Here is a 24,763-nt window from a genome sequence, read left to right as displayed (position 1 = left end):
CTTATGAAAAAGCTACTCATTACTACCTTCTTCCTTGCGTTTACGATTATTTCTTATGCGCAAGATCAAACAACCTTTATCCTTGTTCGCCATGCAGAAAAAGCTGATGACGGAACACGCAATCCTCCACTAAACGAAGAAGGAAAAGAACGGTCAAGCTACCTTGCTGAATTACTTAGCCGGCAAGAAATAGATGGGCTCTATTCCACCCCATTTAAAAGAACCATGGAAACGCTCCGGTCCATTGCAGATCAGCAGGGACTTGAGATAAAAAATTACGATCCATTAGCTAAAAAGGAGTGGCTCCAGACCATTGCTGAAAAACACAGTAATGGAACAGTGATTATCTCTGGTCATTCCAATACGATCCCAGCATTGGCTAATGCGCTATTGGGTGAAGAGAAATTTGAGCAATGGGATGAAAGTGATTACTCAAATTTGATCATTATTGTGGCATACGAAGTAGGAAAAGGGAAGTTGGTCAGATTGAAGTTTTAAATGTTAATATCTTAACTCCAGGAAGTTTTATCCCTTTGAGGGGACTATAGGGGTTTCAACACAACTCATACTTACAAAAATCACACTCAAGCTTTCCATTGTAAAGCTTAATGCGCTCAGAATCTTTCAGGCCAATTTGCTTAAGCGCTTGCTTATTGGAACTGATCAGCCAGGCATCATAGCCAACAAAGTTTTGCTTAAAGGCATCTCCCATCGTTTTGTAAAACTCCAGAATATCGTCACCTATTCGTTCGCCATACGGTGGATTGGTGATGATCATCCCGTGATCGTTAATCGGCTTGAAATCACGGAAATCCATGATTTTAATTTTTACCTCTCGTCGCAAACCGATCTTTCCCAATGCTTTCCTCGCTAAGGTGACAGCCTCATCATCTATATCGATTCCAATGATATCCATGCTTGGCTTACGCATTTTATTTTGCTCCTCGGTCTTTACATTATTGAATAAAATCGGGCTGTATTCCGGCCATGTTCGAAAACCAAATTCCTTTCGTTTCAGATTAGGTGCCATATTCATGGCGATCATAGCTGCCTCTGTCAGGATGGTGCCACTCCCGCACATTGGATCAACCAATGGCGATTTCTTATCCCAACCAGATAAAGCAATCATTCCAGCTGCCAGCACTTCATTCATAGGAGCTCTGTGCCCCTCTTCTCTATATCCTCGCTGATTCAACGGCTCACCTGAACTATCCATAGAAACAGTGAAAAAGTCATTCGCACAGTGAATGTTGAACAGCACATCCGGCTTATCTGTATCAATATTTGGTCGTCTTCGATATTTATTTCGAAACTGATCCACGATCGCATCTTTGGACTTATAGCCCACATATTTAGAGTGAGTGAATATCTCGGAGAAGACCACCGTATCAATCGCAAATGTTTGGTCTACATCTAAAAACATAGACCAATCAAACCCCATCATTTCATCATAAAGCTGCTTCTCTGTTTTCGCTTGAAAAGTATGAATAGGAACCAATATTTTCAATGCCGTCCGAAGTGCCAGGTTTGCCCGATATAAAAAAGCCGGGTTGCCCTCGCATTTGACCCCTCGGGTAATCTTTTCGATCTTCTCTCCGCCCAGTGCCTCTACCTCTTTTGCGAGAATATCCTCAAATCCGAAAAGTGTCTTGATGGTTAATTTCATAAGCTGCAAAAATACTTCTTTCAACCCTGTTGCCGACTGGTCAGATCACTTCATTTCATCATTAATTCCTTCCTAGTGCTAAAGAATATTCACCAAAAAACGGACTAATTATTCCTATTGGCTTAAATTAAAGTATGCTATGGAGATCAATTGTTTGGTTTTTGATCCTACTTCCCTATGGGCTTGTCTCTGGCCAAAGCCCTGTTTCCGGCCAACTGGATCTTTCCAATCATGATTTTTCCGATGATCCGTCCTTTTCGTTAAACGGTGAATGGCTCTTCTATCCCGATCAATTTTTAGACCCTGCCAACCCTCAAGGCAAAGACCCAATAATTATCAAAGTACCAAAGCGATGGGAGCAGAGTGGACTATCGGCGATGGGCTATGGTACATATTCACTCACCATCTACAAAAACACAGCTATCCCTATGGCACTGAAAGTGCCTGATCTTTTCAGTGCATACCATTTGTATATTAATGGCGAGTTGCTTGCTCGCATGGGCACACCGGCGGAAAATGCAAAGGAGGAAAAACCGGACAGGTTACACAACTTCGTATCCCTTGCTCATATTCAGAGCGACACCCTGCAAATGGTGATTCACATTTCCAACTTTGTTCACAGCAAGGGTGGGCTTGGCTCATCGATTACGTTTGGCACACTTGATCGGTTGATGGATAAAAAATTCATCAACGATGTGTATGATGTTTTTATGGCCGGCTGCCTGATCATGGGGGCATTTTTCTTTTTTGGACTATTCCTCTATGGCCAGCATGAGAAGATGGTGCTCTACTTTTCCCTTTTTTGCCTGGTTTATGCGTACCGAATTATCGGCTGGGGTAATTATGTCCTCTACGATCTGGTTGACATGCCCTATCGCTTAGGGATGACGATCGAGTACAGCACGTTTTACCTCACCGCATTCTTCTTTTGCCTATACCTTAAGCATCTTTTCCCAAAAGATACACCGATAAAAGTCGCTAACTTTTTCATCGTCCTATCTCTGGCCTGGGCACTGATGACCCTACTCCCGGTTCGCATCTTTACCCAGCTAAACGATCCGTTTTTGCTTCTGCTTCTTCTTGGGATGGGATTTGCATTTTTTGTTTTTATCCGTGCCATTTTTAGAAGGAGAAGAGGAGCCGTTTTTTCGCTATACAGTACTATGGGAATCATTGTCGTTTTCTGCATGAAGACACTAGCCTACCTTAATGTACTTGAAGAAATCTTATGGGTATCAATGCTGGGGCAGTTGATCTTTTTCTTGTTTCAAGCCCTGATTCTTTCACAGCATTTTACAGAATCATGGAGGCGATCGAAACAAGAGGCGGAAAATGCGGCAAAGATTAAGTCTGACTTCCTGTCCATCATGAGTCATGAAATACGAACTCCTTTAAATTCCGTTATTGGCACAACCTATCACCTGATCAGCGAGAAGCCAAGAAAAGACCAGTTGGAGGAACTGAACATCCTGAAAAATTCTTCTGAATATCTTCTAACCCTTATAAATAATGTACTGGACTACAGTAAAATAGATGCAGGAAAATTGGAACTGGAACTCTCCAATGTAGATTTAAAGGCCTATTGCCTAAATGTCTTTAATGTGTTCAAGCCAATTGCAGAGGAAAAAAAGATTGCATTCAGTTTCCAATTTGATGATCAACTTCCTGCTGTTGTTCGGCTGGACAAAACGCGTGTAAACCAAATTCTTACTAACCTGATCGGAAATGCAATAAAATTTACTGAGAAGGGCAGTGTTAATTTTTATGTCTCAAAAGGCTTAACCGAAGATTCAAAGGTGGAAGTGATCTTTAAAATCCAGGATACAGGCATTGGAATAAACAACGACCTAATGGATCGCATTTTCCAGTCGTTTCAGCAAGGAAGCACTTCTACCACACGAAAATATGGAGGGACAGGTCTCGGGCTATCCATCACCAAGCAGTTGGTAGAGCAAATGGGGTCTAAAATTCACCTCACCAGCGAGCCAGGAAAAGGATCGGTTTTTTACTTCTCGCTAGATCTTGAAGTGAAGAAAAAAGCAGAAAGAATACGGCAAGAAGGGGTGCTAAACTTGAAAGGGTACCGAGCATTGCTGGTGGAAGATAACGACATGAATGTACTGATAGCCAAACGACTGTTGGAAAAATGGGAGATGGAGGTGACTGTAGCAAAAAATGGTCAGGAGGCGCTACAAATAATTGAAGAACAAGACTTTGATATCGTTCTAATGGATTTACAAATGCCGGTAATGGACGGATATGAGGCGACCAGACACCTTCGCAAAAAGGGCTTTCAATCTCCTATTTTGGCACTTACAGCCTCTGCTATGTTTGAAAAATCCACCAAGATGAGTAAGACGGGCTTAAACGGTGTTGTCACTAAGCCATTCAATCCTCATGACCTTTACGACGCTATCAGTGGGCAATTGAAGAAATAAACAATTCCTTAATGCTATTAATGCATTCGCTTTTGTACCCGTCCCCCTTTGAAAACAGAATTAATTGTCAATGTATGCTCAATATTGGATAATGGATTTTGATCCAATAGAATCATGTCTGCCAACTTTCCTACTTCAATGCTACCAAGACTATCTTCGGCATGCATCATTTTGGCAGCATTTAGAGTTCCCATTTTGATGATTTGAAGTGGCTCCATTCCTCCCATTCGTAGCAATTGCATCTCCTCATGGAGGCTGTATCCCGCAAAATTGAAATCGTTTCCAGTGTCTGTACCCAGAACCATGTTCAATCCCTGATCCAGTAAAAACTGGATGTCCCTGGATTGAGGAATCATAAAATCAGCCAGTTCACCTCCTTCAATGCCATATTCCTCTTGCAACATTTGTGAGAAGAAATTCGATCGTTCGATTACTTTGGGAGTTAATTCTTCAACCATTTTCTTGTATGAGGTAATCATATACTTATCCTCAAACCACTCCGGATGCAGCGGATATAAAAATGACTTATCAATCATTAAGGTGGTCACCCATGAAGCATCTCTATCCTTTAGCTGGGCAATCCATTTCAAATGAACAGAATCATTCGGATCAATATTAACTCCTGTGTAATGCACCAGATTTTGGACACCACCTTCTACTGCCATTCGTAATTCCTCATTGTCGCTCACATGTGCGAACACCTCTTGTCCATACTTCTTGCCTTCTTCTACTGTCTTATCAATGAATGCCTGAGGCATACGCTCAACAAAAGGAGGCGCAGGACCATCTTCAATCGTAATTTTTATACCTAGTATCGGATATTCGGATACCTGCTTTACCAGCTCAGATATTTGAGCGGTATCCTTCAGGAAAAAGACCGTTTCACCTTCAACCCAATTGCTACTGGCGTATGTCTTAACCGGGTGCCTTCCTTCCATAGTAAAATGCTGACTGGTATGAAAAACACGAGGTGATGGAATCGAATCCTGGTTTCCCCTCGCTCGCATTTCTTTATAATATTCATTCGTGCAGGTACCTCCACCTGGGATAAATACAGACGTCACACCATAATGTATCAATTTTGGAAAGTCCCTATTGAAGTCTGTCGTGTGCACATGACAATCAAATAAACCAGGAATGAGGTATTTTCCAGAGCCGTCAATTATCTCTCCACTTCCATCAACATCACCAGAATCGATTTTGGTAATGACCCGATCTTTGATATAGACATTAGCTCTCTCAAGTAAAGGGGCACCTGTCCCATCGATAAGGTTGACATTACTGATGATGAGATCGTAGGTTTGCTTTTTCGCAGGGCTACATGAGACTAGCAAAAAAAGAAGGTAATAAGACGTAAATATTTTCATAACGCATCTTTAAAAAAGTTATTCCTCATAGCTGCATATCTATACAAATGGTTTGATAAAAAGATAAATCAGTGCATCCATGGTTTTTTCTCCAATGGTAGACAACCAGAAAGAATCTGCCAGAAGGAAAATAGAGAAAACTGCTAGTACAGACAAAAGGTCGATAAATACTAATTTCCGATGATAGATAAGATCAAAAATAAAAAGTGCCACAGCTGGAAGCACCTGAAGTCCCTTATTGAAAACCTGGCTGGCTTCCAATCCAAAATCAAAGGAAATTCTGAAAATGGCAGCACTCATGAGCATGACCATGCAGCTTAGTATGAAACGTTTATGTAGAAACGACTCCTTTCGGTATATAAAAGCCAGTGTGAAAAACAGGTATCCTGCGCATAGTCGAAACACGTTGTGTCCGGCTGCATCTATAGGAACCCAACCGGCATATACTTTGTAAACGACTGGAAAAAGTCCGGAAGGAACCATGAAAATCATGACGACAAGACCGAAGATACCTAGTAGTTTATGAAGTTTGAAATTCTTACTTCTTATCAAAAAGACCTGCAATACATAGAGCGAAATCCAGATGGTAAAGATCACACCGTGAATGATTAGTGATTTTGGAAGGGATTCATAATCTTCATTGAACTTAGCTAGGTAGAAAGAAGGGGCAAATCCCCAAAAGACTGTGATAGCATACCAAACGGCTGTTGCCATGAAAAATTTATGTTCGGCCTTTGCGTACCTATTCATGCGTCTTAACCATTTGTCCTTTTTCCCTTATTACTGGCCACCAAACAAATACCATTTCGGTAATCACAAGTGGATAAACCCAGCAAACCCATTCGTATAGTGTATATCGCATCATTTCATCCTCGATAAAAGGAAAAGCCGCAAACCCGAAAGCGTCCAGTCTGTTAAATACTCGGATAAAAACAAAGGCCAATCCAAGCACATAACTGCGAATCATAAACTTACGATGATTATCAATGTCTCGATTTCGGATACACACCCAGGCTGAGAGCGTCATGAAAATCCAAAGTATAGCCAGCACAAATAGAGATGGGATGCCTCCTGGCAAGGGATATCCATTGAACAGGAGGTAAAAGACCGTACTTGCACCAATCAATGTTCCAACAATATATACCTTGCCTAAGATACGATGAATGAAAGGATACTTCTTTCTGAACCCAGGCCATAGCTGAATGGGGCCGATGAAGAGCGTACAAAATGCTCCAGCGAAATGAGCAATCAGCCAGGGCTCTATTGCCAGCTTCCTTGGCTCCAGCATTCTTAAAAAGTAGGGCGCAACACTTTCAAGATAAAAATACAGACTCAATAGAATGAGAAGTGTCCAGCCTGATATTTTTAGAAAAGTTGTCATATGGTAGGCGGCTTTAGAATTACTTTAATACTATTCTCTGACTATGTATTCTTTCCTGATCGTTCCGAATGTCCAGCCAATAAATTCCCTTGGAAAATGAAGAAATATCAAGGAGGTTACTGCGCTCTGAAAAATGTAATTCTTCAACTTTTTTACCTGATAGGTCCATAAAAGTGATCGACCATTTCAGGTCAGTTGACAGCCCGTCAATGTGTAGTTGTCCATAGGATGGGTTGGGGTATACGATTAACAAGTCTTCGCGAACATTTAATGGATCCGTATCATCGATAGTCAAGGTGGCAGAACTACTTATTACTGTTCCACAATCGTTAGTCACCTCACATTGATATACTCCGGCATCCAAAAGACTTACCGAGCCAATTGAATGCTTGTTTGAGGTTGCACCGGCAATATTAGAACCGTCTTTCATCCATTGATATGATGGGGCATCACCTTCTGTCAAGATCGTGAAGTTGATAGATTGGCCCGAAGACACCTCCTTGGAGGCCGGATGACTTGTAATATCAATGGACTCAATCACCATCAGACCTGCTTCATTACTCGTTGCATCGTCCGCATTATCTCCAGAAACTACGCATCGGAATTGGATACCGTCCATGGATGGTTGAATGTCAGAAATAGTTAATTGATCAGTATTCGAACCAGCTACTGATCCTTGATCTGTTAGGTTCATAAAACCTGAACCCTGATCTTGCTGCCATTGATATTGGAGATTAGTTGTGCCGGAGGCTGCCACAGAAAAAGAAACATTGTCTCCATCACACCCTACAATGTTCGTTGGCTGTGTATTGATGGTGATGTTTTCAGAGCATGAGTTTTGACCGATGTTATCTGTGATTACATCGATGTTGGTCTGAATATCATCATCCCCAAAACAGTTTAAGGAGACATCAAAAAAAGTAAGTTGTGTAAGGTTCGACAAATCAGGAAGATCCTTCAGCTGATTTTCACTTATGTTTAAATTCAACAGGTTTGTAAGCTGTGAAAATGACGATGGAATACCTCCACTAAGATTGTTCTTATTGAAGATTAAGTCCCTAATGAGCGCCAGATTTCCCAGCTGCTCCGGTATTTCTCCTTCCAGTTGATTGTCATAAATATTTAGTCTTAAAATAATGGATAGATTTCCCATTTCTGTAGGTATCTCGCCAGTTAGCGCATTATTCCAAAGCAGTAAAAATCTTAATCCAGTCAGATTTCCAAGCTCTTTCGGAATGTTTCCTGAGAGTTGGTTTTGGGATAAGGTCAATTCAGTAAGATTCGATAAATTCCCTAATTCGCCAGGGATCTGCCCTGTGAGCTGGTTGTTGGACATGATTAGCTCTTTGAGTGCTGATAGGTTACCCAACTCGGGAGGGATACTGCCGAAGAGTTGATTGTTGTACAAATACAAAGACTCAAGCTTCGATAAGTTTCCTAATTCAGAAGGAATCAAACCTGTAAGTTCATTTCCCTGAAGATATAATGTGCGTAGTTCAGACAGGTTACCTAATTCTGGAGGTAAGCTTCCAATTAAGCCATTCCCAGAAAGCCATCCAAGAAGCGTTACCCTGTTTCCTGTGGTGGTCACGCCATTCCACTCATCTACAGGTTCAATAAGCCAATTGCTATTATTGTCCCAGTTAGTTCCGTCTGTCGCATTATATAAGGCGACTAAAGCCAAAGAATCCGACTCAAGTACCTGACTCCTAGATACATTGCCGATGGACAGCACAATGATCAAAAGGTAAAACTTAAGTTTTACTTTGGTGATGGGTTTTATATCCATATTGAAATGATTGAATTCATTTCAAATGTGACTTTCTTTTAAGTCAAGGACTTATCCCATTGTATCAATCTCTTATTCTAATGTAACAAACTCACTTTTTTGCCAGCTCAGAAGGAACAAATCCGAACTTTTCTTTGAAGGTTTTGGTGAAATAAGGTAAACTTGAGAAACCCACAGCATACGCCACCTGAGATACAGGCTCCCCACTTTCAAGGAGTTCTTTTGCTTTGAAAAGCCTATAATGCCTCACAAATCCGGTGGTTGATAAACCTGTAAGCGCCTTTAGTTTTCGATGCAGCTGCATTCGACTCATTCCTACTTCTTTGGTAAAATGATCTACGCTAAACGATTCGTTGGAAAGATGATTTTGTACAATCTTCTCACATTTTAAAATGAATGGGTGCTTAGCTGCCACTTGTTCCGTTATACCCTCCTCAGCAGCATATTTGGTACGAAGTTTTTCTCTAAGAGTAATTAAATTATTGGCCCTTGCCTTCAACTCTTCCGGATCAAAAGGTTTGGTAATGTAAGCGTCTGCTCCATACTGAATACCGTCAATCTTTGTTCGCTGATCGGATCTAGCGGTAAGTAAAATCACTGGGATATGATCACTTCGTTCATCCTGTTTCAAAGCCTTGCAAACTTCCAAACCGGTCGTTTCTTTCATCATAATATCACTGATAACAAGGTCAGGAATAGTTTCAAAAGCTATGGCGATTCCCTCCTTTCCATTTTGTGCAGTATGAATATTAAATGACTGCATGAAAAGACCGGATAAGTAGGATCTAAGATCAGCATTATCCTCTATTATCAACAAACTAAGCCCTTCTTCAGCAGATTCAAATCCATCCTGAATTTTAGCATTCGGCTCCATCTCTTCAATAGCTATTCCCTCCGAAACCTGAGCATCGACTGATGCCACAGGTAGAGCAACAGTGAATATGGTACCTTCTCCCCGGATGCTCTCCACACTGATCCCTCCCCCCGCTTTTTCAACCAGTTCTTTTGTTAATGCGAGCCCAATTCCAGTTCCTGAGGCTTGGGGACCTTCCACCTGATAAAACCGATCGAAAATCTTCTTCTGGTCCACCTGAGAAATCCCGTCTCCATTGTCCCTGACTTTGATCCTAAGAATAGAATCATGAGCGACCTCAAAGCAAATCCTTCCTTGGTCTGGTGTAAACTTAAATGCATTGCCTAGCAGGTTATTACAAACCTTTCTCACCAAATTTCGATCAAACATCAACCAATGGGTATCCTTGGGAAGGATCATCTCAAAAGTAATTTCTTTCATTTGTGCCAATGATTCATATGAGGTGGCTATTACTCGGAAGAAATGTGAAGCTTCTGTCGCCTGAAGCTTCAGTTGATACTTGTTTTCCTCCAGCTTCGCAAGATCCAATAGTTGCTTGATGAGTTCATCCAGATTTTCTGCACTTTTCAATACCCCGTGAAACAACATGTGATCTTCTTGATTGATGCTTTTCTGCATGCGATCTTTTAGAGGTGCGATAATCAGACTCAGGGGTGTGCGGAATTCATGAGACAGATTTTCAAAAAATGTGGACTTAATGCGATCCAGCTCGCGAAGTTGACGATTGGTCTTCTGTTTAATTCTGTATTGGTTAATGATCAATCCTAAAATTATCAGAATGATAATAGCGAGAACGATTAGTCCATTTCGTTCATTTTGTCTTTTGGCAATGGTTACCTCTTGAAGTTCTATGGTTCTTTGTTGGGCTTCATTTTGATATTTGGCTTCAAGTTCCTGTGTGAGTTTCACACGTTCGTTCTTGAGCAAGGAATCTGCCAGTGCATTGCTCATTTCCCGAAAGTCAATGGATTTCATCGGTTTTCCAAGCGCTGCATAAACTAATGATTGGTATCCATAGGCCCGGCTGGCCAATGGTAAATCCTGAATGACCTCAACCTCACCGATGAGTTCATTTCCAATCTGTTCGGCTTCTGCAAAACGACCTTCCATAAAATATACACGTACCAATCCATAGAGTGACAATGCTTTTAAGCTCTTATCATTGATTTCTTTTGATACCTCCAAACCCTTTTCATAATAATGGCTGGCTGAGTCAAGATCTGAAACGGTACCGGATGACGCAAAGACGTTTCCAAGGTTATTGTAAACCCTGCCCGTTCCCAGTTTGTCTCCTAATTCCTTCTTGATAGTGAGCGCCTTTCGATGGTAAACGACAGCACTATCATATAATTTCAGTGATAAATAAGTATCCCCTAAGTTGGTCAATACAGCTGAAATTCCGGGTTTGAAGTTTAACTCCCGAACAAGGATCAATGCTTCTTTGTAATATTTAACTGAAAGATCATACTGCATCTGATAATTGTAAATGGAGGCCAGGTAGTTTTTTATTCTTGCCTGGGTATTCTTATCTCCCAGTTCTTCTGCAATTTCAAGCGCTTCAAAGTAATTAGAGGCGGCCATTTGGTAGTTTGAAGTGCCTTGCAAAAGCCTTCCTTTCTCCACTTTTGCGTATGAGAGGATCTTCTGGTAGTTCGTTCTGTTGCAAATGGTAATAACCGAGTCAAGCTCAGCATTTGCAAGTTCGGTTTCATTCTTCTGAATGTATACTGTGGCTGTTCGGTATTTAGCTCTGGCTAGTAAGTTTTCTGCTTTCATCACTCTTGAAAGCGACTGTGCCCTCATGGCATATTTGAGTGCTGAATCGTAATTTATCCGATTGTATTTAACAGTTAGCTGTATGTAAGCTATCACCCTTAAGCTATCTGACTTATTAATAGCCGCCTCCCTTTTTAAGCTGTCCAGCCTAGTTTGACTATTGCAGTATATTGACAGAAATAGGGTACAAAGAGTTAAAAAATTTCTCACTTGAACAGTTTGAATTGTGCTCTGCGAGTTTAAGTTAGGTCAAAACCAGTAGACTTATTCAATCGGGCAACTAATGTTCTCTGCTTAATTTTTAGTAGCCGTATAGCTAAAGTAGTTTTTCATCCAGGTCTTACCTTTGTCATACGATCGATCCATTTTCCATTTGTATTGATCATCGGAGATATCATAGAAAGTAATCTTTTCCAGGTATTCCCCTCGCTGATCTTTGCCTTTACCATCAAAGTAGAAATTTCCATCACGAAACTCTCCGGTCATGTTCGTGCTGATGGCCAGGTTGCTTTCCACCCACATCATGCGCCATTGCTGGGTTTGGTTGTCGTACGTTCGTATCGTAGTTCCATAACAGATGAGATTACCATTGGGATCGGTGTAGTAAAAATCATCCTTGTGCGCTCTTTCATTGAAAATGTATGAGCACTTCGTGAAAAACTCCTGCTCTAAAAAAGAGCCATCCGGAGTGAGAGACTTTGCCTGATAGGTCCAATCCCCGATCAGAAAATCCATCTTACTGAATTCATCGGATTGTGCCTGTGTGGATAAACAAATATAAAAAAGGAGATAGGTGAGTGTTGGTTTCATCGGTTTTTGAGTTTGAGGATAGAACAAGACTGAGTGCTCAAACTCTTATCCAATTGATGTCAACATGACCGCTGCGGAAAGATCTTTTACTCCACTACTTTTTCTTGATCGCAGCGGCGAACCGTAAAAAGTAGCCAAAAATCAAGCGGTTCCCCGCTGGGACTGTAAATCCTTCACTAAAAAATTGAATCAATCAGGTAAGCAAAACCAAACCTCGCTGCGCTCAAGCAGTGGTTTTGTGTCTTGAATCCACAATTCAATTTTTCTAAACGCTCATGATTTAAGGCCACCTCAATCGCCGGAACGGCGAAACGTCAAAATCACGGGGTTGTATTGTGCGATGGCCGGGATTTGATTTTGACTTGATCTTTTTGCCTCGTTTTTGCATCAAGGCAAAAATGAGGAGCCTAGCGGCTTGAGCGAAATATGAAAAATCATTCACTGTGATTAGGACATAGCATGCTTAGGACAAAGCATTTAATCAAAATGAATAATCCGAACCCAAATCTCGAAAGAATTTATTCAGATCAAAGCCCAACTCCCTGTTCTGCCATTCTTTATAAACTTTTACTGGACCAAATACATTTAAGTCTTTTGCAAATCTCCCTATAAACTCAAATCCAGTATCCTTGGAATAAACCAGATAAAGAAATTGACCATAGTTTGGACAACTTTTTCTGAATGATATAAAAGGCATATTCATGTCTTTAGATACAACAGGACAAAAATTGTTCTCGATTAGGATTTTTCCATTTCTTGTAAATTTCATTTCTTTTTACTGTTAGCAATTAATAAAAAAGGGAACCCGACCACTGGTGTGGAAGGATTCCCTAGAATCTTTGCTTAAAAAATGCTATTTTTTTTAGTAAATTAAAAGACTCCCCTATTCTCAAGGAGGGTCTATCACTACCTAAGTACCAGTAACAATTACCTGGCTCTGTTGAGGTTGTTTAAGATTTTTTGGGAAAGTGTTTGCTGACTAGGATCAAACGAATACAAAACATCGTCATAGGAAAGCCCAAACTCACTGGATCGTCCGGTCACATATCTTCTTTTCATTTCGACGTACCACAGATAGATTTTCATAGTGTTGTCATTTAAGTGATTACACTATTTAAACGGTAATCATGGTTTTTACCCTACCTAATAGTTGGAATGCCGGCCTTGTAAATTTTCAATCCTACTTTTTTCTTGATAAAAAAGTAGCAAAAACTCAAGGCTGTAAATCCCTCACTAAAAAATTGAATCAATCAGGTAAGCAAAACCAAACCTCGCTACGCTTAAGCAGTGGTTTTGCATTTCATTCCCTTCAATTCAATTTTTCTTAACGCTCATGATTTAAGGCCATCTCAATCGCCGGAACGGCGAACTGTCAAAATCACGTGAAGGGCATGAGGGTAAGCTGGATTGATTTTGACGAGATTTTTTTGTTAGCGTTTTTTCATCGAGTGGAAAAAATGCGAAAGAAAAATAGTGTTCTCTTCATCAAACAAAAAACCCTCCTCGATTTCTCGAGAAGGGTATAATTTATATCCAGGGTAAAATCAGAGCCAAAAGTTAATCGCTAAAGGCCAATAGCCAAGCGGCTTACTTCTTGTCCTCTTCTACCTCTTCGAATTCTACGTCAGACACATCGTCTGCAGATTCTGCGCTATCAGAAGCTCCCGCATCTGCACCTGCTGCGCCAGCGTCAGCCCCTCCGGCTTCCTGTTGTGCAGCGTACATTTCCTGTGAAGCATTTTGCCATGCGTTGTTCAGCTCTTCCATCGCTGCATCGATCGCAGCAAGGTCTTGCTTACCATGTGCTTCTTTCAGCTTGGTCAAGCCGCCTTCGATAGCTGTTTTGTTACCTTCAGAAAGCTTATCACCAAACTCTTTCAACTGCTTCTCAGTCTGGAAGATCAGCGAGTCAGCCTGGTTGATTTTCTCAACTTTCTCTTTGGCTTGCTTATCTGCTTCTGCATTCGCCTCAGCTTCCTGCTTCATCTTGTTGATTTCCTCATCAGTCAAACCGGATGATGCCTCAATTCGGATGTTCTGCTCTTTACCAGTGCCTTTGTCTTTCGCACTCACATTCAGGATACCATTCGCATCAATATCGAAGGTCACTTCGATCTGAGGTACACCTCTTGGTGCCGGTGGAATACCATCCAGGTGGAATTTACCAAGTGACTTGTTGTCTTTCGCCATTGGTCGCTCACCTTGTGTAATGTGAATCTCTACAGACGGCTGGTTGTCAGCTGCAGTCGAGAATGTCTCAGACTTCTTCGTTGGGATTGTTGTATTCGCATCGATCAATTTCGTAGCTACACCGCCCATGGTTTCGATACCAAGAGAAAGTGGGGTCACGTCAAGAAGCAATACATCTTTTACTTCTCCGGTCAATACACCTCCCTGGATCGCAGCACCGATTGCTACTACCTCATCCGGGTTTACACCTTTAGATGGCTTCTTACCAAAGAATTTCTCAACTTCCTGTTGGATGATTGGGATTCGGGTAGAACCACCTACCAAAATCACTTCGTCAATTTCTGAAGTAGATAGACCAGCATCTTTAAGAGCTGCCTCTACCGGCTTCATTGATCGCTTGATCAGATTATCTGCAAGCTGCTCAAACTTGGATCGTGTCAGTTTTCTTACAAGGTGCTTTGGCACACCATCTACCGGCATGATATATGGCAAGTTGATCTCAGTCTCGGAAGAGCTTGAAAGCTCAATCTTTGCTTTCTCAGCTGCCTCTTTCAATCGCTGAAGTGCCATGGGATCTTTTCTTAGATCAATGCCTTCGTCATTTTTAAATTCTTCCGCCAACCAGTTGATGATTACTCCATCGAAATCGTCACCACCCAGGTGCACGTCACCGTTAGTAGACTTCACTTCAAATACGCCATCACCAAGCTCAAGGATTGAAATATCGAATGTACCACCACCAAGGTCATACACAGCGATTTTCATGTCTTGGTCTTTCTTGTCAAGACCATAAGCCAATGCTGCTGCTGTCGGCTCGTTGATAATTCTTTTCACATCAAGACCTGCAATCTGTCCGGCTTCTTTGGTGGCCTGACGTTCAGAATCGTTGAAATATGCAGGAACGGTAATCACCGCCTCTTTCACTTCCTGTCCAAGGAAATCCTCTGCGGTAGATTTCATCTTCTGTAAGATCATGGCAGAAATTTCCTGTGGGGTATATTTTCTGTCACCAATTTTCACTCGCACTGTGTCGTTACTTCCTGACTCCAGGCCGTAAGACACATTCTTCATTTCTTCTTTTACCTCAGAGTACTTCTTACCCATGAATCGCTTCACAGAGCTTACGGTATTCTGTGGGTTGGTGATCGCCTGTCTTTTGGCTGCATCACCTACTTTTCTTTCTCCTTTTCCATCTTCGAGGAATGCCACGATCGATGGTGTCGTTCTTCTTCCTTCACTGTTCTGGATTACCACCGGCTCGTTACCCTCCATCACAGAGACGCAAGAGTTGGTAGTTCCTAAGTCGATACCTATGATTTTTCCCATGTCTATGATTTATTTCTTATTCGTTAATTCAAGTTTCGCTTTCTATTGATCAATGGATGTGCCAAAGGAAAAATCGTGACACATTGACAGGGCCACATAGTGGCCTTTTATTATTTTTTGCCAAAATGTTACTTAATCCCCCTTTGAAGGGGGGGGGTGTGTTGGATTTGCGATGGCAGGGGGATGTCAAAACTGTTCGCCTTTACTTGAAGAGAACTGGCAGCTTTCCAGATCTGCTGATATTCGGGCTATTCGCTCTACAGGGGTGCCACTCCTATCCCGTCTAGGTGGAAAGAGATTCGCTTCGAGCTATAACGGTCGCTATTTCCTTGCGAGTGAGGCACGAACGAGACTTGGGAATCTCATTACTTCATAAACTTGATCTAGATCAAAATAAACACCCTTGTAGTCCCCTCAAGGGGACATTCTCTTTGCTAAATTAGGACCAAATCCCCCTTTGAAGGGGGTTAGGGGGATGTTGAGTTTGATTATTATTTTTCGTCACCATTATCATCATACCGCTGCTTGATTACCCGAACAATCAGTAGCAATACAAACACCACAATCATGGCAATCACCAATGTATTTTTCACTTCTTTGTGTGTAAAGCTGGTCTCACCAGAATCAATGACCTGATAGATCAGGAAACCAACCATGAGGTAGAGGACGTAGCGAAAAGATTTTCTCATGAGGTGAAAGTAAAAAACACCGATCATTTGATCGGTCTTTAATGAATTTTTAATTTGGCTGATGTCTGAAATCAAGCACACGATTCAACTGGTAAACACTCAGGCTTTCATCAGTGATTTTCAGAGTGACTGACTTTTCACCATACGGAAGACCATCGATAAAATAGAGCCTATTGCCAATTGGATACGTAATCATTGCCACTTCTTTGTCTTCCTCATAAAACCCATGCTCAAACATCCCTTGTATTCTGCCTTCATCATCAAAGTATACAATAAGATCTAAAATTCCTTCCGGGCCTTTCATCCGAATCAGCCCATGACTATCATCAACAAAGTAGGGGATAAATTCATCTGCACCTCCCGTTTGCTTTTTCATCATCCGCATACCTATAGCCATCATCCCGGAGTACATCACAAACTTCATCTCGCCATCACAGTGCTTGGCAAGGCTCCAGTACTTTTTCTTTTCTAAATAATTAGCTATGTCTATCATTTTTTTCTCTAATTCGTCCTTCCCTTCTAGTGGAGTGTTGTTAACAAGCCTGGTAGGATAGTTTCCTTTGACATGCACCATGAGTAGCGTATCTACTCTTTCAAGCGTAATTCCATTAGCGAATCGAAGGTTTTCTGGTGCTTCAGATTCAACGACTTCAGGCAAAACCTCAATATCTTTCCCATTCAAATGGGCCCAGCATTTATCACTCAAACGGTTAATGTATTCTGCACTTTTTCCATATTTCTTCAAATCCTCAAAAGACCGATTGGTTAAGATGATCACCTTCTCCATGATTTTAGGATTAAAGCTTAGTCTGCTCATGAAACCTGCATTTCCTCCATCATGACTGATGATTCCATCATTGTGAACCCAGCCATAACCGTAACCACTGTTGGTATGTGGCTTCAAAAATTTCTTCCTCAAATCCGAAGTGAGAAATGTTTCGGAAGTGATTATACCAACCCATTTTGATAGATCATTAACAGTTGAATAAACTCCTCCAGCACCCAAAAACCAGGAATGGTGATAAATTGGAGCTTTTTTCAAAAGATCGTTTCGGTATCCATAGTAGGGCTTTGCTTCATCGCCTGTTGGATTGAAATAGGTCTTACTCAATCCATAAGATTTGAACATTTCTTGCATGAAAGCCTCATAGTTTTTACCTGAAGCTTCTTCGATGATTGCTGCCAGAAGTATATATCCAGAGTTGCTGTAGCTGAACTCTTCACCCGGACTAAACAACAACTTGCCGTCACTAAATCTACTTATCAGAGCAGTTCTGGATAAGGATTTTTCCTCAGGAAAAAATAGTTCCAATCCCTGTTCTGTTTGGTATACACTCGGTATCCCTGAAGTGTGTGTCAGCAGTTGATGTACGGTCACTTTATCCCATCTATCTGAAGCATATTTTCCCAGCAAGGGGTTAATACGATCATGTAAATCGAACTTTTCATCAGCTACAAGATGAAGAATGCCTGCTGCAGTGAATTGTTTCGTGATAGAACCAATGTCAAAGAGTGTGTTAAATTCAACGGATGACTCATCACCTTTTTTACCATGATAATATTTGAACATCGAGCCATCATTAGCCTCCACTAATACCACCCCACTAAAATGCTGATACATGACCTCCCGATCAAAAAGCTTTTGTAGCTGCGATTGAACAGCCAGAGAATAGATGATTAAAATAAATGTTAATGTACTTTTCATTTTTTTAGATTTTGATTGCATTCAATTTCAGGTGAATGATGCAAGTCAAAACCTTGAAGATGTATCGGTGTGATGAACAACCGTCTTTTGTATTTGATCAACTAATATTGCCCGAATGAATCGAGTAAATCCCTTTTACAGGCTTTCAAAAAAGGAGCAACAGATCCATTTCATAGTCTGGGTGATTGGTTTGATATTGATAAATATTCCGAGTTGGAATGTGACATTGGGACCATTCTATAGTAATGATTACTCGCTGATTATACCTAGTATTTATGGAGCTCTTCTAAATGCACATCTTTTTTATGAAAGTGCCGGTAAAATAGAGGGAGCTGATTTTAACAATATTTTACATCAGCTGAAGTACACATTTCTGATTTTCCTCATCGTCACAGTTATTGAGTCACTCCTTGACACACTTTATTTTTCTATCCACTATTGGACAATGAGCCTGGATATAGTTTATGAAATTTTAGTTGGGCAAATTTTGATGAATTTCATTTTTTTCTACTTGCCATCCATAATGTTCGGATTTATTAAGGCCTGGCAAAAAAGTGAGTCCACAATTAGTCCAATTCAAAAACTGATTGTTAAAGACGGCCACAAAAACATCCATCTAAATTTAGATGAACTTTCACACCTGGAGAGTGATGGAAATTATTGCATTTACCATGCGGATAAAAAACATGTAATTAGACAGACATTGGCCCAAGCTGAAAAGGAACTACCAGACTTTTTCGTCAGATGCCACAAGTCATTTATAATAAATACCCATTTAATAGATAAGCAATCCTATGACGAAATAGTCGTAAAAGCGTACTCCATACCTATTGGCCGAAAATACCGAAAGAATGTAACCGCTATTTCAAATAATTGATACTTACTGTCGCGAGCTCTGTATTGGGAAATTTGGTTCTATGATCAAGATCAATAGTCAGACCCGCTTCGTTGATCACCTTATCAAAACTATCAACCTCCAGGATGTACTGATCGGAAAATCCGTGTGTGGCTTCATAGGCTGTACTAGCCGTCTTGCCTAGGTTAGCTGCAGTCAATTTTGGATCCAATCCGTGTAGTTCAATGACGATCAATCCAAACTTGTCAATGTAAGGCTTCCACTTTTTAAAGTGTGCTTTTAAGTTGGCCTCTACTTCATTGTTACTTAATAATCGCCCTTTCGAAGAAAAGGCTCCTGTGGAAATACTGGTTTCTGAGATTTGCTCATCGGTATCCTCCCACATTCGGTTGTGATCCAGAAATGTTCGCACATTCAACAGGTCGGATAAATCCATCTCGTAGTTTTCCTCCAGGTCATGGGCCAGCCTTTCCGGATTTCCTATATCTCCCCAAATCACTTTTGCCCATACATCCGCATTGATCAGGTTTTCGCGAGTGACCTTTAGGGCTGCCTCATTGTAATCGGCACCTACCAAGAACAGAGGATACTCTTCAAGCATCTCTCCTCTTTTTGTTTTATGATATACCACATCAAAAATGTGTATGAGAAACGCTCCATTACCACAGCCCATATCCAATATTCCTTTTGGCTGCTCGCCTATTGGTTTATTGAACAAATCAATAATGATGTCATCTACTTTCTCGAAGTATGCCACGTGAGCACCACCACTGCCCCAAACGTTCATTTCACGATCCACGCCTTTTTCCTTTTCACCTTCTAATACTTTCAGGATCTCAGCATCTCCAAAAATCAACTCGTCCAGGTTTCGGAAGGTAGGGATGTATGAAACGGTTACCCCATAAGCCGAAGAACGCTTGGCAAAAAACAAGCCCTTCTCCGTGAATTTGTACGTGATATTTTTCTTTTCAAACCATCCAAGATGCGTGAAGAAATCCAATATCTGTTCAAAGCTCTCCGGATCCTGGTGGTACTCCGTCGGACTGAAAGACATCTCCATGAAATACTTATGGAACATCCCTCCCATTCCTAGCTGAACAGTACTAGGTCCCACCAACACTCCTTCGATGTGCTTTACGATTTGATCCTGCACTTCTCTTTCAATTGGATCTTCAGAAAGGGGGAAATAGCCATTCATAAATTTCTTCGCTATCCGATTCCATACCTCGAATGGCTCTTTCTCAAACTTACGAGGGTGATACAGAGCTGACAGCTTCATCAACTCCACCACGTCTTTGTAATAGGCTAGGTTAGCAAAGGCTTTTTCACTTTTCTCATTGGTTGAAATGGTGACCCTTTGGGCCTTATTATCTACTGTGTACTTCAGCCAGCCTTGACAGGCAATCAACCTCAAAGCGACGTTCAGATATCCTTCATTGGCTTTGAACAGGTCACTTAGTTCTTGCAGATCAATGCTTGATGCTTTAACAATTGGATTAAAGACTCCTTTAAGATATAGCTCATATGCTACTGGTGCGATGGCGATTCCATCCAGATGCCGGAAAAGCTCACTTCGATATACTGCGTTTCTTTTCTTTATTGATTCCATAGTCATGTCGACCTGAAAATTATCTCAATTATTGCTCTTTGCAATGATTCTTTTTGTCTCTCATGACATGCTCCTGCCTATTGCCTAATTTTGCGCCTCAATTTGATCATTATGACGCTGGAGCAGGAAATAGGTAGACGTAGAACTTTCGGGATCATCGCCCACCCCGATGCAGGCAAAACAACTCTTACTGAGAAACTTCTTCTTTTTGGGGGAGCCATCCAAACCGCGGGAGCTGTTAAGTCTAACAAAATAGATATGGGCACCCGCTCTGACTGGATGGACATAGAAAAGCAAAGAGGGATCTCGGTAGCGACTTCCGTGATGGGCTTTGAATACAAGGACCTGAAAATCAATATTCTGGATACACCCGGTCACAAAGACTTTGCTGAAGACACCTACCGGACACTTACAGCAGTAGATAGCGTAATCATGGTAATCGATTGTGTGAAAGGTGTGGAGGAGCAGACAGAGAAATTGATGGAAGTCTGCCGGATGCGAAACACTCCGGTGATCTGCTTCATTAACAAGCTCGACCGAGAGGGACAAGATGCGTTCACACTTCTTGATGAAATTGAAGAAAAGCTAAATATTAAGGTTCGACCCATGAGTTGGCCAATAGGCATGGGCAAAACCTTGCGAGGGGTTTATAACATCTATGAAAATAATGTCAACCTATACGAGCCCAACAAGCAAAAGCGAGTGGATGATGTGGTAAACATCAAGGGCGTTGACGATCCGGAATTAGATAATCGTTTACCTGAATCGCTGGTAAAAGAACTAAGAGAAGAAATTGAGTTGGTCAATGGAGTGTACGATGAGTTTGATGAAAAAACTTATCTAAGTGGGGAGGTAGCTCCTGTTTTCTTCGGCAGTGCGGTCAATAACTTTGGAGTTAGAGAGCTTCTTGATTGCTTTACACAAATCGCCCCTCCACCCAAGCCGAGAGAAACTGAGGAAAGAGAAATCAAACCTGACGAGAAAAAATTCTCGGGATTTATTTTCAAGATTCACGCCAACATGGACCCTAAGCATCGCAATAGAATTGCGTTTGTTCGCGTTTGCTCCGGAAAGTTTGAGCGAGGAAGCAACTACTACCATGTCCGTGACGATAAGAAAATTCGTTTTTCGAATGCTACGGCTTTCATGGCCCAACAAAAAGAAACCGTAGAGCAAGCCTTTCCTGGAGATATCGTTGGTCTATACGATACCGGCAATCTCAAAATAGGAGATACACTAAGTGAAGGGGAAAAAGGACTTTACAAAGGCATACCATCATTCTCTCCGGAGATGTTTCGAGAGGTGATCAATATGGATGCGATGAAATCCAAGCAATTGGATAAGGGGCTTAACCAACTGATGGACGAAGGGTTGGCTCAGCTATTCACATTTGAACTTGGCTCCAGGAAAGTGGTTGGTACGGTAGGCGCACTCCAATTTGAGGTACTGCAACACAGACTTTTGAATGAGTATGGTGCAAATGCAAAGTTCGAACCAGTGAATATTTACAAAGCGTGCTGGATAAGCTCACCGGAAAAAACCAAGCTGGATGCATTTATCAAGGATAAGCAGCGACACATCGCTAAGGATAAGGAAGGTAAGTTGGTCTTCATGGCAGAATCGAAAGCCTGGTTACAGATGGTTCAGGACAATTTCCCTGATATCGAGTTTCATTTTATCAGTGAATTTTGATGCAAAAGCCTCAAATAAAATACGAAGACAACCACCTCCTCATCGTGGAAAAGCCTGCCGGATGGTTGGTGCAAGGAGATGATACTGGTGATACTACATTGACGGACTGGGCTACTGAATATATCCGAAATAAATACAATAAGCCCGGCAATGTCTTTTGTCAACCCTGCCACCGATTGGATCGTCCCGTTGGAGGTTTGGTGGTATTCGCTCGAACTTCAAAAGGATTGGAGCGGATGAACAAACTATTTAGAGATCAGGAAATAACAAAAACCTATCTGGCTGTGGTGGATGGTGTGCCTAAAAATCCTGAACAAGAGCTTGTGCACTGGCTGGATAAAGATGGGGGTAAAAACAAGGCACATGTTCGAAAGCCTGGAAAAGGAAATGCCAAAAAAGCTGTATTGAGTTATTCGATGTTAGCATCTCTCGGTAAAGTGTCTTTGTTGGAAGTAAAACCCAAAACCGGTCGACCACACCAAATTCGAATCCAGATGAGAGAGAATGGTACCTCTATCAAAGGGGATGTTAAATATGGGTTTAACAAACCAAACCCAGACAAAAGCATTGACTTACATGCTTATAAACTTGAGTTTGAGCACCCGGTGAAAAAAGAACCTATCAAAGTAATCTCTAAACCCAAATGGCCGGATTTTGAGGCGTTTATAAAAGAATTGAAATGAGCTGGATTGAAAAATTGAAAAAAAAGTGGGGACTGGAAAGTAATTGGCAGTTTTTTCTAATTATGCTGGTTTTTGCCTGCACAGGAACGACGGTAGTACTAATCAAAAAGCCGCTCATCAACTTGTTATTTGATGATGGCGTTAGGCCGTTGTGGTTCCAAATTTCCTATTGGGTGCTAATCCTACCTATTTACAATGTTATCCTGCTTTTCTACGGCTTCCTTTTCCGACAATTTGACTTCTTCTGGAAGTATGAGCAAAAGATGCTTAAACGCTTCGGTATCAAAGTGAATGCTGACAAAGAATGAAGCGATATCGAAGCTAAATGATTTGGGAGCGGCTGGACAGCCGTTTTCTTTTTATTGTGATTTTTTGGGAGAGAGGTGGTGCGTTGAAAGTGGTAAACAGGAAAACCAATTTTACCTAAACATCGACAACCAGAATCCAGGAAAAAATCAGTCGATAGTCCATAGTCAACAGAGGCCTAGACTGTCGACTATGGACTATGGACTAGAAACTACCTTTAATAAAAAACCAATAGACATTGTCTCATTCAAAAAAGCATTTGATCAAGTCATTCATCAGGTTAACATTGGCAATTCTTTCCTCACCAATCTCACTTTTGAAACTCCTATAGAAACCAATCTCAGTCTGGAAGAAATATTTCATCATTCACAGGCAAAATACAAGCTTCTGGTACCCAACCAATTCGTGGTTTTCTCTCCTGAAACGTTTGTCAAAATCAAGGATGATCACATTTATTCCTACCCTATGAAGGGAACCATTGATGCCAACATTCCAGACGCAAAAAATATCATTTTAAATGATGTAAAGGAGACTGCAGAACATATCACAATTGTCGACTTAATAAGAAACGATCTGAGTCAGGTAGCCAAAGAAGTGGAGGTGACGAAGTTTCGCTACATCGACAGGCTAGAGACGAACGACAAGGAATTGCTTCAAGTTAGTTCGGAGATAAAGGGATACCTCGGCAATGAATGGAAAAATCGACTCGGGGAAACCCTTTCCAAATTATTACCAGCTGGCTCTATATCAGGAGCACCTAAACCGGAGACTATCAAAATCATTCAAAAAGCAGAGTCCTATGATCGAAGATTTTATACAGGCATCTGTGGCTATTTTGATGGAGAATCATTGGATACCGGAGTAATGATCCGCTTCATCAAACAAGAACATGATCAAATGATCTTTTGCAGTGGTGGCGGCATCACCTCCTTTAGTGATCCGGAAAAGGAGTATCAGGAAATGGTGGATAAGGTGTATTTGGCTATTTAACTATCTGGAATTAAATAGTATTTGATCAAGATATATTTTTCCTCATCTTCTTTAATAATCGTTGTTAGATTTATTCCATCCTTCCTAAGACTACATGACGCATTTTCTCCTTCGAATTTATACTTAACAGAGGCCAGCGAAGCTTGCTTCGCTTTGAATGAGAATTTCTTATTGGATAATTTATATGAGCCTTCTACAACCCTCGCCTTTTCATCACCAAAAAACAGGAGTACTTTGTCGTCATTGAAAACTGCAGAATCAGGCAATTCATATTTTCCATTATACGTGCTAATATCAAGTGTATCCGTTACTCTTTTTCCACTCTCGTCTTTAACAACATGGGTAGCAAACAACCTTGAAGGGTCTACTTTCCAGGATGTTGGAAAGTCGCATTCTTTTGATTGCGAAAACAGTAAATGGCTTGCTATCATCAGCACAAAAAAATTCAGTGATTTCATTAGAGATAGTTTTAAGTAAAAATAGTCGTTACCGATTGTTACAAGGGTGAGCTTAACGAGTCATCACCGATTCTCATCGAAAGTAATTAGCTTAAAATAAGCGAAGCAGTCTCATTAATAAGATTGCTTCGCTCCTACGTCACTCGCAATGACGTTAA

At 41.1% G+C, this 24,763-nt stretch carries 21 protein-coding genes; 7 read left to right on the top strand and 14 right to left on the bottom strand.

From position 1 onward, the window contains the following. Window positions 1–3: 3 nt before the first annotated feature. Window positions 4–498: a phosphoglycerate mutase family protein gene (locus ACP14Y_RS11940; protein WP_424963192.1), complete on the top strand. Its 495-nt coding sequence runs from the start codon at window positions 4–6 to the stop codon at window positions 496–498. Window positions 499–553: 55 nt separating this feature from the next. Here ACP14Y_RS11940 and ACP14Y_RS11935 read toward each other — a convergent pair whose 3' ends face one another. Then, window positions 554–1,666, bottom strand: coding sequence for a THUMP domain-containing class I SAM-dependent RNA methyltransferase (locus ACP14Y_RS11935; protein WP_424963191.1), 1,113 nt, complete (start codon window positions 1,664–1,666; stop codon window positions 554–556). Window positions 1,667–1,800: 134 nt separating this feature from the next. Here ACP14Y_RS11935 and ACP14Y_RS11930 point away from each other — a divergent pair, with 134 nt between their 5' ends. After that, the gene (locus ACP14Y_RS11930; protein ID WP_424963190.1) at window positions 1,801–4,104 is read left to right on the top strand and encodes an ATP-binding protein; all 2,304 of its coding nucleotides are present in this window, start codon (window positions 1,801–1,803) and stop codon (window positions 4,102–4,104) included. A gap of 17 nt (window positions 4,105–4,121) precedes the next feature. On the opposite strand, the gene ACP14Y_RS11925 is transcribed toward ACP14Y_RS11930, so the two are convergent. The 11 genes from ACP14Y_RS11925 to ACP14Y_RS11875 form a co-directional block, all read right to left on the bottom strand. Then, window positions 4,122–5,471 carry an amidohydrolase family protein gene (locus ACP14Y_RS11925; protein WP_424963189.1) on the bottom strand — a complete coding sequence of 450 codons (1,350 nt, stop codon included), beginning with the start codon at window positions 5,469–5,471 and terminating at the stop codon, window positions 4,122–4,124. 39 nt (window positions 5,472–5,510) lie between these two features. Then, window positions 5,511–6,221 carry a hypothetical protein gene (locus ACP14Y_RS11920; RefSeq protein ID WP_424963188.1) on the bottom strand — a complete coding sequence of 237 codons (711 nt, stop codon included), beginning with the start codon at window positions 6,219–6,221 and terminating at the stop codon, window positions 5,511–5,513. After that, entirely contained in the window at window positions 6,214–6,852 is a 639-nt protein-coding gene (locus ACP14Y_RS11915) for a DUF2306 domain-containing protein (RefSeq protein ID WP_424963187.1), read from the bottom strand. The genes ACP14Y_RS11920 and ACP14Y_RS11915 overlap by 8 nt, the downstream gene beginning before the upstream one ends. Before the next feature lie 19 nt (window positions 6,853–6,871). Beyond that, on the bottom strand, window positions 6,872–8,641 hold the full coding sequence (locus tag ACP14Y_RS11910) for a leucine-rich repeat domain-containing protein (RefSeq protein WP_424963186.1): 1,770 nt from the start codon (window positions 8,639–8,641) through the stop codon (window positions 6,872–6,874). A 91-nt stretch (window positions 8,642–8,732) separates the two neighbouring features. Further along, the gene (locus ACP14Y_RS11905; RefSeq protein ID WP_424963185.1) at window positions 8,733–11,387 is read right to left on the bottom strand and encodes a tetratricopeptide repeat protein; all 2,655 of its coding nucleotides are present in this window, start codon (window positions 11,385–11,387) and stop codon (window positions 8,733–8,735) included. A gap of 198 nt (window positions 11,388–11,585) precedes the next feature. Beyond that, window positions 11,586–12,101: a hypothetical protein gene (locus tag ACP14Y_RS11900; RefSeq protein ID WP_424963184.1), complete on the bottom strand. Its 516-nt coding sequence runs from the start codon at window positions 12,099–12,101 to the stop codon at window positions 11,586–11,588. 481 nt (window positions 12,102–12,582) lie between these two features. Next, window positions 12,583–12,870 carry a hypothetical protein gene (locus ACP14Y_RS11895; RefSeq protein WP_424963183.1) on the bottom strand — a complete coding sequence of 96 codons (288 nt, stop codon included), beginning with the start codon at window positions 12,868–12,870 and terminating at the stop codon, window positions 12,583–12,585. A gap of 158 nt (window positions 12,871–13,028) precedes the next feature. After that, window positions 13,029–13,187 (bottom strand): hypothetical protein, encoded by a 159-nt coding sequence (locus ACP14Y_RS11890; protein ID WP_424963182.1) that lies wholly within the window; start codon window positions 13,185–13,187, stop codon window positions 13,029–13,031. A gap of 501 nt (window positions 13,188–13,688) precedes the next feature. Beyond that, window positions 13,689–15,617 carry a molecular chaperone DnaK gene (gene dnaK / locus ACP14Y_RS11885; RefSeq protein ID WP_424963181.1) on the bottom strand — a complete coding sequence of 643 codons (1,929 nt, stop codon included), beginning with the start codon at window positions 15,615–15,617 and terminating at the stop codon, window positions 13,689–13,691. Window positions 15,618–16,108: 491 nt separating this feature from the next. Then, window positions 16,109–16,306 (bottom strand): hypothetical protein, encoded by a 198-nt coding sequence (locus ACP14Y_RS11880; protein WP_424963180.1) that lies wholly within the window; start codon window positions 16,304–16,306, stop codon window positions 16,109–16,111. A 49-nt stretch (window positions 16,307–16,355) separates the two neighbouring features. Beyond that, window positions 16,356–18,011, bottom strand: coding sequence for a serine hydrolase domain-containing protein (locus ACP14Y_RS11875; RefSeq protein WP_424963179.1), 1,656 nt, complete (start codon window positions 18,009–18,011; stop codon window positions 16,356–16,358). A 115-nt stretch (window positions 18,012–18,126) separates the two neighbouring features. On the opposite strand from ACP14Y_RS11875, the gene ACP14Y_RS11870 reads away from it, so the two are divergent. Then, window positions 18,127–18,888 carry a LytR/AlgR family response regulator transcription factor gene (locus ACP14Y_RS11870; RefSeq protein WP_424963178.1) on the top strand — a complete coding sequence of 254 codons (762 nt, stop codon included), beginning with the start codon at window positions 18,127–18,129 and terminating at the stop codon, window positions 18,886–18,888. Here ACP14Y_RS11870 and ACP14Y_RS11865 read toward each other — a convergent pair. After that, window positions 18,872–20,476: a class I SAM-dependent methyltransferase gene (locus ACP14Y_RS11865; RefSeq protein ID WP_424963177.1), complete on the bottom strand. Its 1,605-nt coding sequence runs from the start codon at window positions 20,474–20,476 to the stop codon at window positions 18,872–18,874. The two genes, ACP14Y_RS11870 and ACP14Y_RS11865, sit on opposite strands and share 17 nt — an antisense overlap. 111 nt (window positions 20,477–20,587) lie before the next feature. Here ACP14Y_RS11865 and ACP14Y_RS11860 point away from each other — a divergent pair, with 111 nt between their 5' ends. Genes ACP14Y_RS11860 through ACP14Y_RS11845 form a run of 4 tightly spaced genes read left to right on the top strand, consistent with a single transcriptional unit; the run spans window position 20,588 to window position 24,147 of the window. Further along, entirely contained in the window at window positions 20,588–22,168 is a 1,581-nt protein-coding gene (locus ACP14Y_RS11860) for a peptide chain release factor 3 (RefSeq protein WP_424963176.1), read from the top strand. Then, window positions 22,168–22,851, top strand: a complete 684-nt coding sequence (locus ACP14Y_RS11855) for an RluA family pseudouridine synthase (RefSeq protein WP_424963175.1) — start codon at window positions 22,168–22,170, stop codon at window positions 22,849–22,851. The genes ACP14Y_RS11860 and ACP14Y_RS11855 overlap by 1 nt, the downstream gene beginning before the upstream one ends. Continuing rightward, entirely contained in the window at window positions 22,848–23,159 is a 312-nt protein-coding gene (locus tag ACP14Y_RS11850; RefSeq protein WP_424963174.1) for a DUF6787 family protein, read from the top strand. The genes ACP14Y_RS11855 and ACP14Y_RS11850 overlap by 4 nt, the downstream gene beginning before the upstream one ends. Next, window positions 23,143–24,147, top strand: coding sequence for an aminodeoxychorismate synthase component I (locus tag ACP14Y_RS11845; RefSeq protein ID WP_424963173.1), 1,005 nt, complete (start codon window positions 23,143–23,145; stop codon window positions 24,145–24,147). Before ACP14Y_RS11850 ends, ACP14Y_RS11845 begins: the two co-directional genes overlap by 17 nt. Here ACP14Y_RS11845 and ACP14Y_RS11840 read toward each other — a convergent pair. Then, window positions 24,144–24,605 carry a hypothetical protein gene (locus ACP14Y_RS11840; protein WP_424963172.1) on the bottom strand — a complete coding sequence of 154 codons (462 nt, stop codon included), beginning with the start codon at window positions 24,603–24,605 and terminating at the stop codon, window positions 24,144–24,146. The two genes, ACP14Y_RS11845 and ACP14Y_RS11840, sit on opposite strands and share 4 nt — an antisense overlap. Window positions 24,606–24,763 lie beyond the last annotated feature (158 nt).

The organism is Ekhidna sp., from assembly GCF_965247405.1.
GTDB lineage: Bacteria > Bacteroidota > Bacteroidia > Cytophagales > Cyclobacteriaceae > Ekhidna.
The sequence above is the reverse complement of the archived record's forward strand: the minus strand, read 5'-3'. Positions and strand labels throughout refer to the sequence as shown.